The organism is Pseudomonas sp. GW821-FHT07G10 (assembly GCF_059418545.1).
This window is the reverse complement of the sequence record NZ_JBWKQB010000001.1, coordinates 217,278-235,907: the sequence shown is the minus strand read 5'-3', so window position 1 is coordinate 235,907 and position 18,630 is coordinate 217,278. Positions and strand designations below refer to the sequence as shown.

21 protein-coding genes are annotated in these 18,630 nt (G+C 59.0%); 18 read left to right on the top strand and 3 right to left on the bottom strand.

All coding sequences use genetic code 11. The features are described 5' to 3' along the window. Positions 1–32 precede the first annotated feature (32 nt). From argS to AC07O1_RS01100, 9 genes are all read left to right on the top strand, one after another. The gene (gene argS, locus AC07O1_RS01140) at positions 33–1,769 is read left to right on the top strand and encodes an arginine--tRNA ligase (RefSeq protein WP_495087671.1); all 1,737 of its coding nucleotides are present in this window, start codon (positions 33–35) and stop codon (positions 1,767–1,769) included. 1 nt (position 1,770) lies between these two features. Then, positions 1,771–2,475 (top strand): SPOR domain-containing protein, encoded by a 705-nt coding sequence (locus tag AC07O1_RS01135; protein WP_494995470.1) that lies wholly within the window; start codon positions 1,771–1,773, stop codon positions 2,473–2,475. A 242-nt stretch (positions 2,476–2,717) separates the two neighbouring features. After that, positions 2,718–3,248: an ATP-dependent protease subunit HslV gene (gene hslV / locus AC07O1_RS01130; RefSeq protein WP_494995469.1), complete on the top strand. Its 531-nt coding sequence runs from the start codon at positions 2,718–2,720 to the stop codon at positions 3,246–3,248. Positions 3,249–3,305: 57 nt separating this feature from the next. Further along, positions 3,306–4,643, top strand: a complete 1,338-nt coding sequence (gene hslU / locus AC07O1_RS01125) for an ATP-dependent protease ATPase subunit HslU (RefSeq protein WP_495087670.1) — start codon at positions 3,306–3,308, stop codon at positions 4,641–4,643. Positions 4,644–4,764: 121 nt separating this feature from the next. Next, positions 4,765–5,142 carry a gamma-butyrobetaine hydroxylase family protein gene (locus AC07O1_RS01120; RefSeq protein ID WP_494994296.1) on the top strand — a complete coding sequence of 126 codons (378 nt, stop codon included), beginning with the start codon at positions 4,765–4,767 and terminating at the stop codon, positions 5,140–5,142. A gap of 257 nt (positions 5,143–5,399) precedes the next feature. Continuing rightward, entirely contained in the window at positions 5,400–7,079 is a 1,680-nt protein-coding gene (gene phaC, locus AC07O1_RS01115) for a class II poly(R)-hydroxyalkanoic acid synthase (protein ID WP_494994297.1), read from the top strand. 135 nt (positions 7,080–7,214) lie between these two features. Further along, on the top strand, positions 7,215–8,072 hold the full coding sequence (gene phaZ / locus AC07O1_RS01110; RefSeq protein WP_494994298.1) for a poly(3-hydroxyalkanoate) depolymerase: 858 nt from the start codon (positions 7,215–7,217) through the stop codon (positions 8,070–8,072). Between the two features lie 113 nt (positions 8,073–8,185). Then, positions 8,186–9,868, top strand: a complete 1,683-nt coding sequence (gene phaC, locus AC07O1_RS01105; RefSeq protein ID WP_495011051.1) for a class II poly(R)-hydroxyalkanoic acid synthase — start codon at positions 8,186–8,188, stop codon at positions 9,866–9,868. 62 nt (positions 9,869–9,930) lie between these two features. Next, positions 9,931–10,551 (top strand): TetR/AcrR family transcriptional regulator, encoded by a 621-nt coding sequence (locus AC07O1_RS01100; protein WP_494994300.1) that lies wholly within the window; start codon positions 9,931–9,933, stop codon positions 10,549–10,551. Between the two features lie 103 nt (positions 10,552–10,654). On the opposite strand, the gene AC07O1_RS01095 is transcribed toward AC07O1_RS01100, so the two are convergent. The 3 genes from AC07O1_RS01095 to AC07O1_RS01085 all read right to left on the bottom strand — a co-directional run bounded on the left by AC07O1_RS01095 (position 10,655) and on the right by AC07O1_RS01085 (position 12,268). Beyond that, a complete protein-coding gene (locus tag AC07O1_RS01095; protein WP_495087669.1) occupies positions 10,655–11,428 on the bottom strand; it encodes a phasin family protein in 774 nt (257 codons plus the stop codon). 10 nt (positions 11,429–11,438) lie between these two features. Then, positions 11,439–11,861 (bottom strand): phasin family protein, encoded by a 423-nt coding sequence (locus AC07O1_RS01090; protein ID WP_494994302.1) that lies wholly within the window; start codon positions 11,859–11,861, stop codon positions 11,439–11,441. A 131-nt stretch (positions 11,862–11,992) separates the two neighbouring features. Continuing rightward, the gene (locus tag AC07O1_RS01085; RefSeq protein ID WP_495011050.1) at positions 11,993–12,268 is read right to left on the bottom strand and encodes a polyhydroxyalkanoic acid system family protein; all 276 of its coding nucleotides are present in this window, start codon (positions 12,266–12,268) and stop codon (positions 11,993–11,995) included. A 174-nt stretch (positions 12,269–12,442) separates the two neighbouring features. Here AC07O1_RS01085 and ubiE point away from each other — a divergent pair, with 174 nt between their 5' ends. The 9 genes from ubiE (at position 12,443) to AC07O1_RS01040 (ending at position 18,518) form a co-directional block, all read left to right on the top strand. Continuing rightward, positions 12,443–13,213 (top strand): bifunctional demethylmenaquinone methyltransferase/2-methoxy-6-polyprenyl-1,4-benzoquinol methylase UbiE, encoded by a 771-nt coding sequence (ubiE, locus tag AC07O1_RS01080; protein WP_007989286.1) that lies wholly within the window; start codon positions 12,443–12,445, stop codon positions 13,211–13,213. Next, positions 13,213–13,836, top strand: a complete 624-nt coding sequence (locus AC07O1_RS01075) for a ubiquinone biosynthesis accessory factor UbiJ (protein WP_494994304.1) — start codon at positions 13,213–13,215, stop codon at positions 13,834–13,836. The genes ubiE and AC07O1_RS01075 overlap by 1 nt, the downstream gene beginning before the upstream one ends. Then, positions 13,833–15,437 (top strand): ubiquinone biosynthesis regulatory protein kinase UbiB, encoded by a 1,605-nt coding sequence (ubiB, locus tag AC07O1_RS01070; protein WP_495087668.1) that lies wholly within the window; start codon positions 13,833–13,835, stop codon positions 15,435–15,437. The genes AC07O1_RS01075 and ubiB overlap by 4 nt, the downstream gene beginning before the upstream one ends. Before the next feature lie 82 nt (positions 15,438–15,519). After that, positions 15,520–15,912 (top strand): phosphoribosyl-AMP cyclohydrolase, encoded by a 393-nt coding sequence (gene hisI, locus AC07O1_RS01065; protein WP_494994306.1) that lies wholly within the window; start codon positions 15,520–15,522, stop codon positions 15,910–15,912. A gap of 2 nt (positions 15,913–15,914) precedes the next feature. After that, on the top strand, positions 15,915–16,247 hold the full coding sequence (locus AC07O1_RS01060) for a phosphoribosyl-ATP diphosphatase (RefSeq protein ID WP_494994307.1): 333 nt from the start codon (positions 15,915–15,917) through the stop codon (positions 16,245–16,247). Positions 16,248–16,272: 25 nt separating this feature from the next. Continuing rightward, positions 16,273–16,548, top strand: coding sequence for a twin-arginine translocase TatA/TatE family subunit (locus AC07O1_RS01055; RefSeq protein WP_494994308.1), 276 nt, complete (start codon positions 16,273–16,275; stop codon positions 16,546–16,548). Between the two features lie 10 nt (positions 16,549–16,558). Continuing rightward, complete coding sequence (tatB, locus tag AC07O1_RS01050; RefSeq protein ID WP_495011049.1) at positions 16,559–17,017, top strand: Sec-independent protein translocase protein TatB; 459 nt, start codon at positions 16,559–16,561, stop codon at positions 17,015–17,017. After that, a complete protein-coding gene (tatC, locus tag AC07O1_RS01045; RefSeq protein ID WP_495087667.1) occupies positions 17,014–17,814 on the top strand; it encodes a twin-arginine translocase subunit TatC in 801 nt (266 codons plus the stop codon). Before tatB ends, tatC begins: the two co-directional genes overlap by 4 nt. Then, positions 17,811–18,518, top strand: coding sequence for a 16S rRNA (uracil(1498)-N(3))-methyltransferase (locus tag AC07O1_RS01040; protein WP_494994311.1), 708 nt, complete (start codon positions 17,811–17,813; stop codon positions 18,516–18,518). Before tatC ends, AC07O1_RS01040 begins: the two co-directional genes overlap by 4 nt. The last annotated feature ends 112 nt before the right edge of the window (positions 18,519–18,630 follow it).

The window sequence follows — 18,630 nt, the reverse complement described above, 5'->3', positions numbered from 1 at the left end:
CGCCGCCGCGCCTGCGGTCGAAAGAGAAGACCATGAAAGACACCATTCGCCAGCTGATCCAGCAAGCCATCACCCAACTCGTCAACGAAGGTGTGTTGCCTGAAGGCCTGACGCCGGCGATTCAGGTGGAGAACTCCCGCGACAAGACCCACGGCGACTTCGCCAGCAACATCGCCATGATGCTGGCCAAGCCTGCGGGCATGAAGCCGCGCGATCTGGCAGAAAAAATCATCGCTGCACTGCCGGCCGACGAGCAGGTCAGCAAAACAGAAATCGCAGGCCCGGGTTTCCTCAACTTCTTCCAGAACACCCAGGCGCTGGCCTCGCGCCTGGACGCAGCCCTCGCCGACCCGCAAATCGGCGTGCACAAGGCGGGCCCGGTCCAGCGCACAGTGGTCGATCTGTCGGCGCCGAACCTGGCCAAAGAGATGCACGTCGGGCACCTGCGCTCGACCATCATCGGCGACGGCGTGGCACGGGTTCTCGAGTTTCTCGGCGATACCGTGATCCGTCAGAACCACGTCGGCGACTGGGGCACCCAGTTCGGCATGCTGATGGCTTATTTGCAGGAAAACCCGATCACCAGCGACGAGCTGTCAGATCTGGAAAACTTCTACCGCGCCGCCAAGCAGCGCTTCGACGAATCCGAAGAGTTCGCCGATCGCGCCCGCGGCCTGGTGGTGAAGCTGCAGGCCGGTGATCCGGAATGCCTGGCCCTGTGGACGCATTTCAAGGACATCTCCCTGTCCCATTGCCAGAAAATTTACGAACTGCTGAACGTCAAACTGACCCCGGCCGACGTCATGGGCGAAAGCGCTTACAACGACGATCTGATCAACGTGGTCAACGACCTCAAGGCCAAAGGCCTGCTGGTTGAAAGCAACGGCGCCCAGTGTGTGTTCCTGGAAGAATTCAAGAATGCCGACGGCGACCCGCTGCCGGTGATCGTGCAGAAGGCCGATGGCGGCTATCTCTACGCCACCACCGACCTGGCAGCCGTGCGCTACCGCAGCGGCAAGCTGAAGGCTGATCGCGCGCTGTACTTCGTTGACCAACGGCAAGCCCTGCACTTCCAGCAAGTGTTCGAAGTCGCCCGTCGCGCCGGTTTCGTGACTCACCCGATGCAGATGGAGCACATGGGCTTCGGCACCATGAACGGCGCCGACGGCCGTCCGTTCAAGACCCGTGACGGCGGTACTGTGAAGCTGATCGACCTGCTGATCGAAGCCGAAGAACGCGCCTACACGCTGGTGAAGGAAAAGAACCCGGAACTTGCCGAAGCCGATCTGCGCAACATCGCCAAGGTTGTGGGCATTGGCGCCGTGAAATACGCCGACCTGTCCAAACACCGCACCAGCGACTACAGCTTCAACTTCGACCTGATGCTCAACTTTGAGGGCAATACCGCGCCGTACCTGCTGTACGCCTACACCCGTGTGGCCGGTGTATTCCGCAAACTGGGCAAGGACTTCAGCGAAGTTGAAGGGCAAATCGTGCTGCAGGCGGCTCACGAACATGAGCTGGCCGCCAAACTGGCGCAATTTGGCGAAGTGCTGAACAACGTCAGCGACAAGGGCACACCGCACATCCTCTGCACCTACCTGTATGACGTCGCCGGCCTGTTCTCCAGCTTCTACGAGAACTGCCCGATCCTCACTGCTGAAACGCCGGCACAAATGCAGAGCCGCTTGCGTCTCGCCGCGCTGACCGGTCGCACACTCAAGCAAGGCCTGGAGTTGTTGGGCCTGGAAACTCTGGAGCGTATGTAAGTTGGCTGCCAAGAAAAAACCAGCACCAGCACCAAAGCGTGGCGCCAGCCGTTACCAAGCTCCTGCAAAGAAACCGATCCCGGGATGGCTGTGGATGGCCATCGGCCTCACCGTGGGCGCGTTTATTGTCTTTTTGATGAAGCTCGAACCCGGCAAGGGCGACGACGTCAAACGGGTCAAGCAAGAACAGCAGAAAGCCACCAAGATCGCCGAAGCGAACAAGACCCCTCCGAGCCCACAACAACCGGTGAAGCCAAAATACGACTTCTACACGTTGCTGCCGGAATCCGAGGTCATCGTGCCGCCGGATGCCGTGCCGGAGAAAACCCTGCCGACACCGCAGCCCGTACCCGTGGCTCCGGTGACCCCGGCCCAAGCGGCGAAGATCGACACCGCTCGGGCCCAGGCGGCACTCAGCGGCATTACCCCCCCGCCAGCGCCTCCGGTTTCGAAAGCGGCGCCAGTGACCAAATTCTTCCTCCAGGCTGGCTCGTTCCGTAAAGAAGCCGATGCCGACAAGGTTCGTGCGCAGATTATCCTGCTTGGGCAGGCGGTTTCGGTTGAGTCCGGCACCGTGAAGGAAGAAACCTGGTATCGGGTGTTGGTAGGGCCGTTCAGCAATCGCGAACAGCTGACCACCGCACAGAAACAATTGGCAGGCAGCGGCTTTAGCAATCTGTTGTTACAACAACGCCAGAGCCGCTAACCGAAGACCTCACTGATCGTTCCCACCCTCCGCGGTGGGAATACATCCCGTGACGCTCTGCGTCACAACGGCAGACGCCGGAGCGTCCAAGGCTGCGTTCCCACGCAGAGCGTGGGAACGATCAACATATTTCCAACAATCACCGCTCGTCCCCCACTGTGTCCTACAGTTGAAATACGCCCCACCACCCCCATATGAGTTTCCATCAGGGCATTTTCGCCCCGCTGCGTGGAGACTCTCCCTTGACCACCATCGTTTCAGTTCGCCGCCATGGCAAAGTCGTCATGGGCGGCGACGGCCAGGTTTCTCTCGGCAATACCGTGATGAAAGGCAATGCGAAAAAAGTTCGCCGCCTGTATCACGGTCAAGTCATCGCCGGTTTTGCCGGGGCCACGGCTGACGCCTTCACCCTCTTCGAACGTTTCGAAGGCCAGCTTGAGAAGCATCAAGGTCACCTGGTTCGCGCGGCTGTAGAACTCGCTAAAGAATGGCGCACCGATCGCTCCCTCAGCCGCCTGGAAGCCATGCTGGCAGTCGCCAACAAAGACGCGTCCCTGATCATCACCGGTAACGGTGACGTGGTTGAGCCCGAAGAAGGCCTGATCGCCATGGGTTCCGGTGGCGGTTACGCTCAGGCCGCAGCCAGCGCCCTGCTGCAAAAAACCGATCTGTCGGCTCGCGAAATCGTCGAAACCGCGCTCGGCATCGCCGGCGACATCTGCGTGTTCACCAACCACACCTTCACCATTGAGGAGCAGGACCTCGCCGAGTAAGCCTGTTTCGGCCATCGCGCCACGGCTTTTATTCTTGCTTGAGGACCGCCAATTATTATGTCCATGACTCCCCGCGAAATCGTCCACGAACTTAATCGCCATATCATCGGCCAGGACGATGCCAAACGCGCCGTCGCCATCGCGCTGCGTAACCGCTGGCGCCGGATGCAGCTGCCCGAAGAGCTGCGCGTCGAAGTGACGCCCAAGAACATTCTGATGATCGGCCCGACCGGTGTCGGTAAAACCGAAATCGCCCGGCGCCTGGCCAAACTGGTTAATGCTCCGTTCATCAAGGTCGAAGCAACCAAGTTCACTGAAGTCGGCTATGTCGGCCGCGACGTCGAGTCGATCATTCGCGATCTGGCCGATGCGGCGATCAAGCTGCTGCGCGAACAGGAAATGACCAAGGTTCGTTATCGGGCCGAAGAAGCTGCCGAAGATCGCATCCTCGACGCACTGCTGCCTCCGGCACGCATGGGTTTCAACGAAGACGCCGCGCCGAGCCACGACTCCAATACCCGTCAGCTGTTCCGCAAGCGCCTGCGCGAAGGTCAGCTGGATGACAAAGAGATTGAGATCGAAATCGCCGAATCGACCGGCGTCGACATCTCTGCACCTCCGGGCATGGAAGAAATGACCAACCAGTTGCAAAGCCTGTTTGCCAACATGGGCAAGGGCAAACGCAAGAACCGCAAGCTCAAGGTCAAGGAAGCGCTGAAGCTGGTGCGCGACGAAGAAGCCGGTCGCCTGGTCAATGAAGAAGAACTGAAAGCCAAAGCCCTGGAAGCGGTCGAGCAGCACGGTATCGTGTTCATCGACGAAATCGACAAGGTCGCCAAACGCGGCAATTCCGGTGGTGTCGACGTGTCCCGTGAAGGCGTACAGCGCGACCTGCTGCCGCTGATCGAAGGCTGCACGGTCAACACCAAACTGGGCATGGTCAAGACCGACCACATCCTGTTCATCGCTTCCGGCGCGTTCCACCTGAGCAAGCCGAGCGACCTGGTGCCGGAGCTGCAAGGCCGTCTACCGATCCGCGTCGAACTCAAGGCACTGAGCCCGGACGACTTCGAACGCATCCTCTGCGAGCCGCACGCATCGCTGACCGAGCAATACCGCGAGCTGCTGAAGACCGAAGGCCTGTGCATCGAGTTCTTGCCCGACGGCATCAAGCGTCTGGCCGAGATCGCCTGGCAGGTCAACGAAAAGACCGAGAATATCGGTGCCCGTCGCCTGCACACCTTGCTCGAGCGCCTGCTTGAAGAGGTGTCGTTCAGTGCCGGTGATCTGGCCAGCGCCAATGACGGTCAAGCGATCCAGATCGACGCCGACTACGTCAACAGCCACCTCGGCGAATTGGCGCAGAACGAAGACCTCTCCCGTTATATCCTGTAGGTCATGTGAACTCCTGTAGGAGCACGGCTTGCCGGCGATGGCGCACTTGAAACCGCCATCGCCGGCAAGCCGTGCTCCTACGGGGGGTCAGACCACGCGCCATATAGACGGACTACAGGTCATGAGCAAACTCCCCATCGCCATTGAACTGCACAAAGCCTCGAAAACCCTGACGCTGAAATACGCGCCGGATGAGGTGTACCACCTGCCCGCCGAATTCCTTCGCGTGCACTCTCCTTCCGCCGAAGTCCAGGGCCACGGCAAACCCATCCTGCAATTTGGCAAGATCGGCGTAGGCCTGTCCAAGGTCGAGCCGGCCGGTCAATACGCACTGAAATTGACCTTCGACGATGGTCACGACAGCGGCCTTTTCACCTGGGATTATCTGTACCAACTGGCACTTCGACAGGAAGCACTTTGGGCGGATTATCTTGCAGAGCTCAAAGCCGCCGGGAAATCCCGCGACCCTAGCGAGTCCATCGTCAAGCTGATGCTCTAACTCAAGCCTCTCGCTGTTTAGAGGGCATTTTCTAATTTCATCTGTTTGAATGCTCCGCTGTGCGGCCAACGACAGGCCGGCTTGCGAAAAAAATTAAACTCGGGTAACCAATGGAGCTGGCAAGTTCCCTGCAGTGCTCTCTGAACCAGAAAGCAGCGGTGCGTAATTAACGGTCACCCGAGCAGTAGTACCTGGCAATTGCTGTGTGACTACACAGCTGGTCCCGGTACTCGCCTCAGGACAATGGAGCGTCGTAGATGAGTAACAAGAATAACGATGACCTGAAGTTTCAAGCCTCGGAAAATACGCTGGGGCTTAATCCCGTCATCGGCTTGCGCAGGAAAGATCTGCTTACTTCTGCTCGAATGGTCTTAACCCAGGCCATCAAACAACCCATTCACAGCGTCAAGCACGTCGCGCATTTTGGCGTCGAGCTGAAGAACGTGATATTCGGTAAATCGGCGCTGCAACCGGAAAGCGATGACCGTCGTTTCACCGACCCGGCCTGGAGCCAGAACCCGCTCTATAGACGCTATTTGCAAACCTATCTGGCATGGCGCAAAGAACTCCACGACTGGATCGGCAACAGTAATTTGTCCGAACAGGACATCAGTCGCGCTCACTTCGTGATCAACCTGATGACCGAAGCCATGGCCCCGACCAACAGTGCGGCCAACCCGGCAGCGGTCAAACGCTTCTTCGAGACCGGCGGCAAAAGCCTGCTCGACGGCCTCTCACATCTGGCCAAAGATCTGGTAAACAACGGCGGCATGCCGAGCCAGGTGAACATGGGTGCCTTCGAAGTCGGCAAGAGTCTGGGGACCACTGAAGGTGCGGTGGTTTTCCGCAACGACGTACTTGAATTGATCCAGTACCGGCCGATCACAGAACAAGTGCATGAGCGCCCGCTGCTGGTGGTCCCGCCACAGATCAACAAGTTCTATGTGTTCGACCTGAGCCCGGACAAAAGCCTGGCGCGCTTCTGCCTGCGCAACAATCAGCAGACCTTTATCGTCAGCTGGCGCAACCCGACCAAGGCTCAGCGTGAGTGGGGCCTGTCGACGTACATCGATGCGCTGAAAGAAGCCGTCGACGTGGTCTCCGCCATCACCGGCAGCAAAGACATCAACATGCTCGGCGCCTGCTCCGGCGGCATCACCTGCACCGCGTTGCTGGGCCACTACGCCGCCCTCGGCGAGAAGAAGGTCAACGCCCTGACCCTTTTGGTCAGCGTGCTGGACACCACCCTCGACTCCCAGGTTGCGCTATTCGTCGACGAACAGACCCTGGAAGCCGCCAAGCGCCACTCCTATCAGGCGGGCGTGCTGGAAGGTCGCGACATGGCCAAAGTCTTCGCCTGGATGCGCCCCAACGATCTGATCTGGAATTACTGGGTCAACAACTACCTGCTGGGTAACGAGCCTCCGGTCTTCGACATTCTGTTCTGGAACAACGACACCACACGATTGCCGGCTGCGTTCCACGGCGACCTGATCGAAATGTTCAAAAATAATCCACTGACCCGCGCCAATGCACTGGAAGTGAGCGGCACGCCGATCGACCTCAAGCAGGTCACTGCCGACATCTACTCTCTGGCCGGCACCAACGATCACATCACGCCCTGGAAGTCTTGCTACAAGTCGGCGCAGCTGTTCGGTGGCAAGGTCGAATTCGTGCTGTCCAGCAGCGGACATATCCAGAGCATTCTGAACCCGCCGGGCAATCCGAAATCACGTTACATGACCAGTACCGATATGCCGGCCACCGCCACCGACTGGCAAGAAAACTCAACCAAACACACCGATTCCTGGTGGCTGCACTGGCAGGCCTGGCAGGCCGAGCGCTCGGGCAAACTGAAGAAGTCCCCGACCAACCTGGGCAACAAAGCCTATCCGTCCGGGGAAGCCTCACCGGGCACCTATGTGCATGAACGTTAAGCTGTAGGCAGTCACGAAGTCCGCGGCACTCGGAGGTGCCGCGAGCCCTACCAATACAGCCGAGGCCAGACCTCGAATAATCTGGAGCAAGCTCAGGACGGCTTGCTCAGCGTTTTAACCCACAGGGCTTCTGAGATGCCGCAACCGTTCATATTCCGTACTGTCGACCTGGATGGCCAAACCATCCGAACCGCGGTACGCCCAGGCAAGCCTCATTTGACGCCCCTGCTTATCTTCAATGGCATCGGCGCGAACCTGGAGCTGGTGTTTCCGTTCGTCCATGCGCTTGACCCGGACCTGGAGGTAATTGCCTTCGACGTTCCCGGTGTCGGCGGGTCGTCGACACCCAGCATGCCCTACCGCTTCCCGGGGCTGGCCAAACTGACCGCGCGCATGCTCGACTACCTGGACTATGGGCAAGTCAACATCGTGGGCGTGTCCTGGGGTGGTGCGCTGGCCCAGCAGTTTGCCTACGACTACCCGGAGCGCTGCAAAAAGCTTGTTCTGGCTGCGACCGCAGCAGGCGCGTTTATGGTGCCGGGCAAGCCGAAAGTACTCTGGATGATGGCAAGCCCACGGCGCTACATCCAGCCGTCCCATGTGATTCGCATCGCTCCACTGATCTACGGCGGAGCCTTTCGCCGCGATCCCAATCTGGCTGCCGAATACGCCAGTAAAGTGCGTTCGGCCGGCAAACTGGGTTACTACTGGCAGCTGTTCGCAGGCCTTGGCTGGACCAGCATTCACTGGCTGCACAAGGTCCATCAGCCCACCCTGATACTGGCCGGTGACGACGATCCGCTGATCCCGCTGATCAACATGCGCATCCTGACCTGGCGCATTCCCAATGCCCAGCTACACATAATCGACGACGGTCATTTGTTCCTGATTACCCGCGCCGAAGCCGTCGCGCCGATCATCATGGAATTTCTCGAGGAAGAGCGTCAGCGGGCAGTAATGCACCCGCACCCGGCTCCGTTCGGCAGGACATAGCGTCTTGCGCATGTCGACAGGATGATCGCCTGCGCAAGAAAGGCCCGGACCGACTATGTTGTCTGTCTTGGATTGATGTGCTTGTTGATGGCTTGACGAAGGAGTGTTGACTCATGAGAGACAAAGCAACACCGGGCATGTTGCCCACACGGGCCACGTTCATCAACGCTCAGAGTGCGATTACCGGCCTGCGCGGCCGCGACCTGTTCTCGACTCTGCGCAGCGTGGCCGCCCATGGCTTGCGCCACCCGGTGACCAGCGCCCGCCATGCCCTGGCCCTGGGCGGCCAGCTGGGTCGCGTGTTGTTGGGCGAAACGCTGCACACGCCGAGCCCGCAGGACCAACGCTTTACGGACCCGACCTGGAGACTGAATCCGTTTTATCGTCGCGGCCTGCAGGCCTACCTGAGTTGGCAGAAACAGGTAAAACGCTGGATTGATGAAAGCGGCATGAGCGACGATGACCGCGCCCGCGCGCATTTCATCTTCGCGCTGCTCAATGACGCCGTGTCCCCCTCCAATACCCTGCTCAACCCGCTGGCGATCAAGGAGCTGTTCAACTCCGGCGGTAGCAGCATAGTCCGCGGTCTCAACCATTTATTCGACGACCTGATGCACAACCACGGGCTGCCCAGCCAAGTCGGCAAACACGCCTTCGAGGTCGGCAAGACCGTGGCAACCACTGCAGGCTCGGTGGTGTTTCGCAACGAACTGCTTGAGCTTTTGCAATACAAGCCGATGAGCGAAAAGCAGTACGCCAGGCCACTGCTGATCGTGCCTCCGCAAATCAACAAGTACTACATTTTCGACCTCAGCCCGGGTAACAGCTTCGTCCAGTACGCGCTGAAGAATGGCCTGCAAGTGTTCGTGATCAGCTGGCGCAACCCGGATGTTCGCCACCGCGAATGGGGGCTGTCCAGTTATGTTGAGGCGGTGGAGGAAGCACTGAATGTTTGCCGCGCCATCACCAGCGCACGCGAAGTCAATCTGATGGGTGCCTGCGCCGGGGGCCTGACCATCGCCGCGCTTCAAGGCCACCTGCAAGCCAAGCGGCAACTGCGGCGGGTCTCCAGCGCCAGCTACCTGGTCAGTCTGCTCGATAGCCAGATCGACAGCCCGGCCATGTTGTTCGCCGACGAGCAGACGCTGGAAGCCGCCAAGCGTCGCTCCTACCAACAAGGCGTGCTCGACGGCCGGGACATGGCGAAAGTCTTCGCATGGATGCGCCCCAATGACCTGATCTGGAACTACTGGGTCAACAATTACCTGCTGGGCAAGGAACCGCCTGCCTTCGACATTTTGTACTGGAACAACGACAACACGCGCCTGCCAGCGGCATTTCATGGTGATCTGCTGGACTTCTTCAAGCACAACCCGCTGAGCCACCCTGGAGGGCTGGAGGTATGTGGCACGCCTATCGATCTACAGAAGGTTAACGTGGACAGTTTCAACGTGGCCGGTATCAACGACCACATTACCCCGTGGGATGCTGTGTACCGCTCGACATTGTTGCTGGGTGGCGAACGGCGCTTCGTGCTGTCCAACAGCGGGCACATCCAGAGCATCCTCAACCCGCCGGGCAACCCCAAGGCCAATTACATAGAGAACCCCAAGCTCAGTAGCGATCCACGCGCCTGGTATTACGACGGCACCCATGTCGAAGGCAGTTGGTGGCCCCAGTGGCTGAGCTGGATTCAGGAACGCTCCGGTGCCCAGCGAGAAACCCTGATGGCCCTCGGTAACCAGAACTATCCACCAATGGAGGCGGCGCCAGGTACCTATGTACGCGTACGCTGAAATTTCTCTGCACCACGGTCGGGCTATTGGCCGTGGCATGACTCAATAACCAAGAAGACTGGATGAAAACCCGCGACCGGATCCTCGAATGTGCCCTGCAACTTTTCAACCAAAAGGGCGAACCGAATGTCTCCACCATGGAAGTTGCCAATGAGATGGGCATCAGCCCTGGCAATCTCTATTACCATTTTCATGGCAAGGAGCCGCTGATCCTTGGCTTGTTCGAGCGCTTCCAAAGCGAACTGACCCCGCTGCTCGATCCGCCGGTGGATGCACAACTGGCCGCTGAAGATTATTGGCTGTTCCTGCACCTGATCGTTGAACGCCTGGCGCACTATCGTTTTCTGTTCCAGGACCTGTCCAACCTGGCCGGACGCTTGCCAAAACTAGCCAAAGGTATTCGCAATCTGCTCAACGCCTTGAAGCGAACCCTGGCTTCTCTATTGGCACGTTTGAAGGCACAGGGGCAGTTGGTCAGCGACACGCAGGCGTTGGGGCAACTGGTCGAGCAAATCACCATGACGCTCCTGTTCTCCCTCGACTATCAACGGATCCTTGATCGTGAGGGTGAAGTGCGGGTCGTGGTGTACCAAGTCATGATGCTGGTTGCACCGCACTTGCTGGCACCAGTGAAACTGGCGACTGAGCAAATGGCGTTGCGGTATCTGGAAGAGCATGAGTGAGCAGGACGATCTTTTCCGCTCTGTCAGACACTGCGAAATTTCCCAGCAGAAACAAAAACGCCCGACCTGTACCGGTCGGGCGTTTTTGTGAGTCCTGAAAAAATCAGGACTGACTGGTTGGCGTCGGTGAAGTCGGCGCAACAGTCGGGGCGACCACAGGGGCCGGTGCAGCAGCGGAGTTCGCTGCGCTGACGGCAACCGCGGGTTTTTCGGCAACTGCCGGCTTGGGTGTGGCAGCCTTTGGCGCAGCTGGTTTCCTGGCAACCGGCTTCTTCGCGGCAGCAGGCTTGGCGGCAGGTTTCGCTGCTGCCTTGACTGCTGGTTTAGCTGCAGCTGGCTTGGCCGCTGCAGGTTTAGCCGCGGCGGTTTTCGCAGCCGGTTTAGCCGCTGGCTTGGCTGCAGGTTTAGCGGCTGCTTTTGCCAATGGTTTAGCCGCTGCAGTTTTGGCGGCGACTGGCGTGACCGAAGCACCGGTCAGGCGCTCGATCTGCTTGGTCAGGGTATCGACCTTGCTGTGCAGCGCTTTCACTTCATTGCGGCTAGGCACGCCCAGACGCGAAATGGCACTGTTCAGACGCTTGTCGAAAGCCTCTTCCAGCTCGCCCCATTTGCCCAGTGCGCGATCTTTGACATCACCGACACGGGACTTGGCCGATTGGGCGGAGTCCTTGGCGGCCTCGACTTTTTTGCCGACAGCACTTTTGGTGAGTTTCTCGGCTTTCTCGCCATCTTTGACCAGGGTATCGAAGAGCTTGCTGCCGTCAGTATCAATCTTCGAGTACACGCCTAAACCAGCAAGCCAGATTTTGCGGGAGTAGTCTTCGACTTTCCCAATCCACGAGCTGCCTTCTTTTTCAGTATTCTTTTTACCAGCCATCCCGTTCTCCTTAATGTTTACGCGCGACACGTTCAAGCAATGCCGTCAGCCCATCGAGCTTAGCAGAGAGTGTTTCAACATCATGTTTAGACGCAATGCCGAAGCGATTCAAGGCACTTGCGACACGCGTGTCGAAAGCCTTCTCGACTTTATCCAGTTGCACTTCGACTTTGCCCTTGAAGCTGGTGACGTCGCTCTTGTCGTTATCAATCTGACTGTTAGCGGCTTCAAGTTGTTCCGTCACCGCTTTTTTGCTTTTGTTTTCAACAGTTTGACCAGCCTTGATCAACTCTTGAAAGTACTCGCTGCCTTCCTGACCGACCTTGGTGTAGGCCCCCAGGCCAGCCAGCCAGATCTTGCGGGCATACACTTTCACTTCGCTCAGCGTGGTTGACTCAACGTCGGTTTTTTTCTTCAGACTAACTTTGGCCATGGTGCACCTCATGCGCAAAAGGTTTGAGGAACTGCCCGCAGGAATGAGGGCTTAGGCACAAAGTAGTGAGAAAAATTAGAAACGGCACCCTAAGAAATACCACCAACCTGCTACACAAAAACAAAAGCGCTTCAGGCCAGGGCTTTATCCAGCGCCTTTTCGATTTCCGACTTGATCGTGCCGCTCATGGCCGACATCAACAGGCCCAATTCGACATTCACCCTGATCGTTTTTTCGCCGATCTCGACCGCCCCATTCACGCCGGAGCGTTTGAGTTTCACGGTGTCGCCCACCCATTGGGGCACGAGCCCATATTGATCGGCCAGTTTTTGCACAAGGCTTTCGGTCTTTTCGCGGGCAGCTTCAAGACCCAGGCCATGGGCACGCTCAACACTTATACGGGCCATTGAATGACTCCTGTTTTATCGGGACTTGCCTGGAGCATCTGACACAAGCGGCCGGTGTGGGCCACTAGCTGCGTCAAAACCACTCGGCGGTTGCCTATCTTACATTCAGCCTTGCCAAGACAAAGACCGCCACCGGGATTAGAATGTCGCGCATTCTCTTTTGGTGACAGCGATATGACTGATCAGCGCAAAGGCAGCGATGCCGAACCCACCACTCACTTCGGCTTCAAAAACGTCCCGGAAAGCCAGAAGGCGGAAAAAGTCGCCGAAGTTTTCCACTCGGTAGCCGCCAAGTACGACTTGATGAACGACCTGCTGTCGGGTGGCATGCACCGGTTGTGGAAGCGTTTCGCGATCGAACTGTCCGGCGTCCGCACCGGCAATCGCGTGTTGGACATCGCTGGCGGTACCGGCGACCTGACCAGAAAGTTCTCGCACCTGGTAGGCCCGACCGGTCAGGTGGTATTGGCTGACATCAACGAATCCATGCTCAAGGTTGGTCGCGATCGTTTGCTGGATCTGGGTGTGGCCGGCAACGTCGAGTTCGTCCAGGCCGACGCCGAAAAACTGCCGTTCCCGGACAACCATTTCGACTGCGTGACCATCGCCTTCGGCCTGCGCAACGTCACGCACAAGGAAGACGCCCTGCGCTCCATGCTGCGCGTCCTCAAGCCCGGTGGTCGTCTGTTGGTGCTGGAGTTCTCCAAGCCGACCAACGCACTGATGTCCAAAGCCTACGACGCCTATTCGTTCGCCTTCATGCCACTGATGGGCAAGCTGATCACCAATGACTCGGAAAGCTACCGCTATCTGGCCGAGTCGATCCGCATGCACCCGAATCAGGAAACCTTGAAATCGATGATGGTCGAGGCCGGTTTCGACCGCGTGACCTACCACAACATGACCGCAGGCATTGTCGCCCTGCATCGCGGCATCAAACCCTGATGTTGCTCAGCGGCCTGCTCGCCGGCGTCGAACACGGCCTCAATCGCGTGCTGCGTCTCGACAGCACGGCCCTGCCGCGCTTGCAGCATCTGGACGGCAAGGTGATTGCCGTCGATTGTCGCAGCCCGGCGTTGCAGCTGTTCATCATCCCCAGCAATGAAGGCCTGATGCTGGCCGCCCATTGGGCGGCCGATGCCGATTGCACCTTGCGCGCTCCGGCGTCGAGCCTGCTGAGCCTGGCGCTGAACAAAGACAAGACCGCGGTTCTCCACAGCCCTGAAGTCGAGCTTGTAGGTGACAGCGCGGTACTGCTGGAGCTCGCGATGATATTGCAGGACCTCGAACTGGACTGGGAGTACGAACTCTCGCGCTGGCTCGGCCCGGTCGCCACGCAGTTGCTCGGTGGCCATTTGCGCAGCCGCGCGCGCTGGTATCAGCAAGGTTTCGCCAGCCTGAACCAGAACCTCGCCGAGTACCTCAGCGAAGAATCGCGCACACTGGTAGGCCAACGCGAAGCCGAAGCCCGCTTTAGCGAACTAGACCAGATCAAACTCGATCTGGAACGTCTTGAGGCGCGTTTCGAGCGTCTTTCCCGATCCCTTGATTCAAGCGATAACGCATGAAGCTGCTTGCCGTCCGCCGTTTGTTGCGCATCCAGCGCGTCGTGATCCGCTACCGCCTCGATGACATGCTGTTCGCCCTGCCATTGCCGTGGTTTCTCCTGGCGCTGCGTTATGCCTTGCCATGGCGCTGGTTCCCGCGCAAGACGCTGGCGCTTAGCCGTGGCGCTCGCCTGCGCCTTGCGCTGCAGGATCTGGGGCCGATTTTCATCAAGTTCGGCCAGATTCTTTCCACTCGCCGTGACCTGCTGCCCGAAGACATCGCCGACGAGCTGATGCTGTTGCAAGACCGGGTGCCGCCGTTCGACTCTCAAGTGGCGGTGGATCTGATCGAAAGCCAGCTTGGCAAGAAGATCAGCGAAGTCTTCAGCCGTTTCGACTTCGAACCGCTGGCCTCGGCTTCAGTGGCGCAGGTTCACGCCGCGCAACTGAAAAGCGGTGAAGAAGTGGTGGTCAAGGTGATACGTCCAGGCCTCAAACCGGTGATCGCCCAAGACCTGGCCTGGTTATTCATCCTCGCCCGTGCGGCCGAAAAACTCTCCGCCGATGCCCGCCTGCTGCACCCGGTGGACGTAGTCCAGGACTACGAAAAAACCATCTACGACGAGCTCGATCTGTTGCGCGAAGCGGCTAACGCCAGCCAGTTGAAGCGTAATTTCGACGGCTCGCCGATGCTTTACGTGCCGCAGGTCTACTGGGACTGGTGCCGGCCGAAAGTACTGGTGATGGAGCGCATCTACGGTATTCAAGTCACCGATCTGGCAACCCTGGCCGACCAGCGCACCGACATGAAATTGCTCGCCGAGCGCGGCGTGGAGATCTTCTTCACCCAGGTGTTCCGCGACAGTTTCTTCCACGCCGACATGCACCCTGGCAATATTTTTGTCAGCACCGTGCAGCCGTGGAGCCCACAGTACATTGCCATCGACTGCGGTATCGTCGGCAGCCTGACCCCGGAAGACCAGGATTATCTGGCGCGCAACCTGTTCGCCTTTTTCAAGCGCGACTACCGCCGCGTCGCCCAGCTGCACATCGATTCGGGCTGGGTGCCGGCGGAAACCAAACTCAATGAATTCGAAGCGGCGATCCGTACGGTTTGTGAGCCGATTTTCGAAAAACCATTAAAAGACATCTCCTTCGGTCAGGTGCTCATGCGCCTGTTCCAGACCGCACGGCGCTTCAACATGGAAGTGCAGCCCCAGCTTGTTCTTTTGCAGAAAACCCTGCTGAACATCGAAGGCCTGGGTCGTCAGCTGTATCCGGAGCTGGATCTGTGGAACACCGCCCAGCCGTTCCTTGAACGCTGGATGCGCGAGCGGATCAGCCCCAAAGCCCTGCTGGGCAACCTGCAGAGCCAGGTAGAACAACTGCCGCACCTGGCCAACATGACCCGAGACTTGCTCGAACGCATGTCGCAACCCCATATCTCCGATACGCCACCACCGTGGCACAGGCGCAAGGACGACTGGTTCCTGCGTCTGCTCGGTACCGCACATCTGGCCGGCGGTACAATACTCGCTGCCGGCGGACCGTTGAATGAATTGGGGCATTGGCCGGCCGGGATCATGGTCGCCGTCGGTTTGTATCTGGTCATGCGCCGATAGCCAGCAACGCGCGCTGCTGGCACACTGTTTCACATCGCCAAGGCACAGCAACAAGCGCTGAGCACGGTTGTCGGAGTCGAAGATGAAAGATTGGCTGGATGAGATCAAATGGGACAGTGATGGTCTGGTGCCGGCGATTGCCCAGGACCACAAAACCGGGCGCGTGCTGATGATGGCCTGGATGAACCGCGAAGCGCTGGAGCTGACCGCCGCCGAAAACCGCGCCATCTACTGGTCCCGTTCCCGTGGCAAGCTGTGGCGCAAGGGTGAAGAGTCCGGCCATGTGCAAAAACTGCATGAGATGCGCCTGGACTGCGACGCCGATGTGATCATTCTGATGGTCGAACAGATCGGCGACATCGCCTGCCACACCGGCCGCCAAAGCTGCTTCTACCGCGTCTATGAAAACGGCGACTGGAAGACTGTCGACCCGGTACTCAAAGACCCGCACGCCATCTATTCGGCAGGACACTGATCATGAGCGATACCCTGAACCGTCTCGCCCTGGTGCTCGAAGAGCGCAAAGGCGCAGCGGCCGACACGTCCTATGTCGCCAGCCTGTACCACAAGGGCTTGAACAAGATTCTGGAAAAAGTCGGCGAGGAATCAGTTGAAACCATCATCGCCGCCAAGGATGCCGCCATCAGCGGTGATTGCAGCGATGTAATATACGAAACCGCCGATTTGTGGTTCCACAGTCTGGTCATGCTCGCCCAACTGGGGCAGCATCCACAGGCTGTGCTGGACGAGCTGGAGCGGCGCATCGGTACGTCCGGGCACGTCGAGAAGGCTTCGCGTCCATCCGCTTGAAAACGATTATAAGAGGAGTTGCAGCATGGGCATTTTTGACTGGAAACACTGGATCGTCATCCTGGTTGTCGTGGTGCTGGTGTTCGGTACCAAGAAACTCAAAAACCTCGGCACTGACGTCGGCGAGTCGATCAAGGGCTTTCGCAAGGCCATGAACGACGATGAAAAACCTGCAGATCCATCCGCTACACCGGGCCAACCGGTACCGCCGGTGCAGCCACAGGCTTCGCCACTGAACGAGCCGCATACCATCGACGTGCAGGCGCATAAAGTCGAAGAGCCGATCCGCAAAGACTCGTGAGCACTGACTAATGTTTGGTATCAGCTTCTCTGAACTGTTGCTCGTCGGTCTCGTTGCCCTGCTGGTGCTCGGCCCCGAGCGTCTGCCGGGTGCTGCGCGCACGGCAGGCCTTTGGATAGGGCGCTTGAAACGCAGCTTCAACGCGATCAAACAGGAAGTTGAACGTGAAATCGGTGCCGACGAAATTCGTCGGCAACTGCATAACGAACACATTCTGTCGCTTGAAGAAGAAGCGCGGAAGATCCTCGCGCCGCAGCAGCAGACGCCGACAACTTCCGAACCGGTGGCGGAGCAGACGATTGCCGCGCCTGCGGCGGTTGCGAACCAGACCCAGGCAGCGCCTGCGGTGACAGCCCTCAGCCCTGCTGAACCGGTTGCCCCCTCAACACTGACAGAACCCGTTTCTCCTGCGGCGGTACCCAGTACGCCAGCCCCCCACGACTCAACTTTGCCGCCGCGAGCCCCATGAGCGCTGATAAACCGGAAAACGACCAGCACATGCCGCTGGTTTCGCACCTCACCGAGTTGCGCACCCGCCTGCTGCGCTGTGTAGCGGCGATCTTCGTGATCTTCGCCGGGCTTTTCGCCTTCACCCAGCAGATCTACACCTTCGTTTCCATACCGTTACGCCAGTACCTGCCGGCGGGCGCGACGATGATCGCCACCGATGTGTCCTCACCGTTCCTCACACCGCTCAAGCTGACAATGATGGTCTCGCTGTTTTTAGCGATTCCGGTAATCCTGCATCAGATCTGGGGCTTTATCGCGCCAGGCCTGTACAAGCACGAAAAACGCATCGCCGTGCCATTGCTGGTCTCGAGCATCCTGCTGTTCTATACCGGGATGGCTTTCGCCTACTTCCTGGTGTTCCCGCTGATCTTCAAATTCTTCGCCTCCGCCACCCCGGCCGGCGTGGAAATGATGACCGATATCACCAGCTACCTCGATTTCGTCATGACGCTGTTCTTCGCCTTCGGCGTCGCGTTCGAAATCCCGGTAGCCGTGGTGTTGCTGGTGTGGATCGGCGTGGTCGACGTCAAATACCTGAAGAAAATCCGCCCATATGTGGTCATCGGTTGCTTCGTGGTCGGCATGATCCTTACCCCACCGGACATCTTCTCGCAGACATTGCTGGCGGTACCGATGTGGTTGCTGTTTGAAATCGGCATTCTCTTTGGCAGCCTGGTCAGCAAGCGCGGCGAACACCCGGACGATCAGCCCGCCGACAACGACCATAACGACCAGCCGCCAGCGACCCAAGCGTGAATCTGCTCCTCCTCGAAGAGGCCGACTTCATTGCGGCCGACCGGGTGATCCTGCGTGATCGCCGCCTGACCCATATGCAGGAAGTCCATCGCGCCGCCGTCGGTGACAGCCTGCGAGTCGGGCGTATCGGCGGTTTGATGGGCTCGGCCGAGTTGCTGCGCCTGGAGGCTCACGAAGCCGAGTTGCAGGTCAGCCTTGATCAGCCGCCGCCGGCCAAGCTGCCATTGACGCTGCTGCTGGCCCTGCCACGACCGAAGATGCTCCGCCGCGTGCTGCAAACCGTCGCCGCGATGGGCGTGCCGCGCGTGGTGCTGGTGAACAGCTACCGGGTCGAAAAGAGCTTCTGGCAAACACCGTTTCTTGAACCCGAAGCGGTTCGCGAGCAACTGATCCTCGGCCTGGAACAGGCACGCGACAGCGTGCTGCCGGAAATCATCATTGAGAAACGCTTCAAACCCTTCGTCGAAGACCGCCTGCCGGCGATGGCCGATGGCACCCTCGGGCTGGTCGGTCATCCCGGTAATTACCCGCCCTGCCCGCGCGGGCTGGATGAGCCGGTGACGCTGGCCATCGGCCCGGAAGGCGGCTGGATCCCTTACGAAATCGACCTGTTGGCCAAGGCCGGCCTGCAACCGGTGCAGCTCGGTGACCGCATCCTGCGGGTTGAGACTGCCGTGACTGCCCTCCTTTCCCGACTGTTCTGATCTATCGCCCCGCACACCCACAGGAGCAGAGCTTGCTGGCGATCGGCGCACCACGGTGTGCCAGAAATATCGCCTCGCGGGCAATCGAGCGTCGACTGGCTGTTCCTACAGG

Excerpts from the sequence above, each read along its gene's own strand:
- argS (WP_495087671.1), top strand. The coding sequence starts at position 33 with ATGAAAGACACCATTCGCCAGCTGATCCAGCAAGCCATCACCCAACTC.
- hslU (WP_495087670.1), top strand. The coding sequence starts at position 3,306 with ATGTCCATGACTCCCCGCGAAATCGTCCACGAACTTAATCGCCATATC.
- AC07O1_RS01120 (WP_494994296.1), top strand. The coding sequence starts at position 4,765 with ATGAGCAAACTCCCCATCGCCATTGAACTGCACAAAGCCTCGAAAACC.
- phaC (WP_494994297.1), top strand. The coding sequence starts at position 5,400 with ATGAGTAACAAGAATAACGATGACCTGAAGTTTCAAGCCTCGGAAAAT.
- phaZ (WP_494994298.1), top strand. The coding sequence starts at position 7,215 with ATGCCGCAACCGTTCATATTCCGTACTGTCGACCTGGATGGCCAAACC.
- phaC (WP_495011051.1), top strand. The coding sequence starts at position 8,186 with ATGAGAGACAAAGCAACACCGGGCATGTTGCCCACACGGGCCACGTTC.
- AC07O1_RS01100 (WP_494994300.1), top strand. The coding sequence starts at position 9,931 with ATGAAAACCCGCGACCGGATCCTCGAATGTGCCCTGCAACTTTTCAAC.
- AC07O1_RS01095 (WP_495087669.1), bottom strand. The coding sequence starts at position 11,428 with ATGGCTGGTAAAAAGAATACTGAAAAAGAAGGCAGCTCGTGGATTGGG.
- AC07O1_RS01090 (WP_494994302.1), bottom strand. The coding sequence starts at position 11,861 with ATGGCCAAAGTTAGTCTGAAGAAAAAAACCGACGTTGAGTCAACCACG.
- AC07O1_RS01085 (WP_495011050.1), bottom strand. The coding sequence starts at position 12,268 with ATGGCCCGTATAAGTGTTGAGCGTGCCCATGGCCTGGGTCTTGAAGCT.
- ubiE (WP_007989286.1), top strand. The coding sequence starts at position 12,443 with ATGACTGATCAGCGCAAAGGCAGCGATGCCGAACCCACCACTCACTTC.
- AC07O1_RS01075 (WP_494994304.1), top strand. The coding sequence starts at position 13,213 with ATGTTGCTCAGCGGCCTGCTCGCCGGCGTCGAACACGGCCTCAATCGC.
- ubiB (WP_495087668.1), top strand. The coding sequence starts at position 13,833 with ATGAAGCTGCTTGCCGTCCGCCGTTTGTTGCGCATCCAGCGCGTCGTG.
- hisI (WP_494994306.1), top strand. The coding sequence starts at position 15,520 with ATGAAAGATTGGCTGGATGAGATCAAATGGGACAGTGATGGTCTGGTG.
- AC07O1_RS01060 (WP_494994307.1), top strand. The coding sequence starts at position 15,915 with ATGAGCGATACCCTGAACCGTCTCGCCCTGGTGCTCGAAGAGCGCAAA.
- AC07O1_RS01055 (WP_494994308.1), top strand. The coding sequence starts at position 16,273 with ATGGGCATTTTTGACTGGAAACACTGGATCGTCATCCTGGTTGTCGTG.
- tatB (WP_495011049.1), top strand. The coding sequence starts at position 16,559 with ATGTTTGGTATCAGCTTCTCTGAACTGTTGCTCGTCGGTCTCGTTGCC.
- tatC (WP_495087667.1), top strand. The coding sequence starts at position 17,014 with ATGAGCGCTGATAAACCGGAAAACGACCAGCACATGCCGCTGGTTTCG.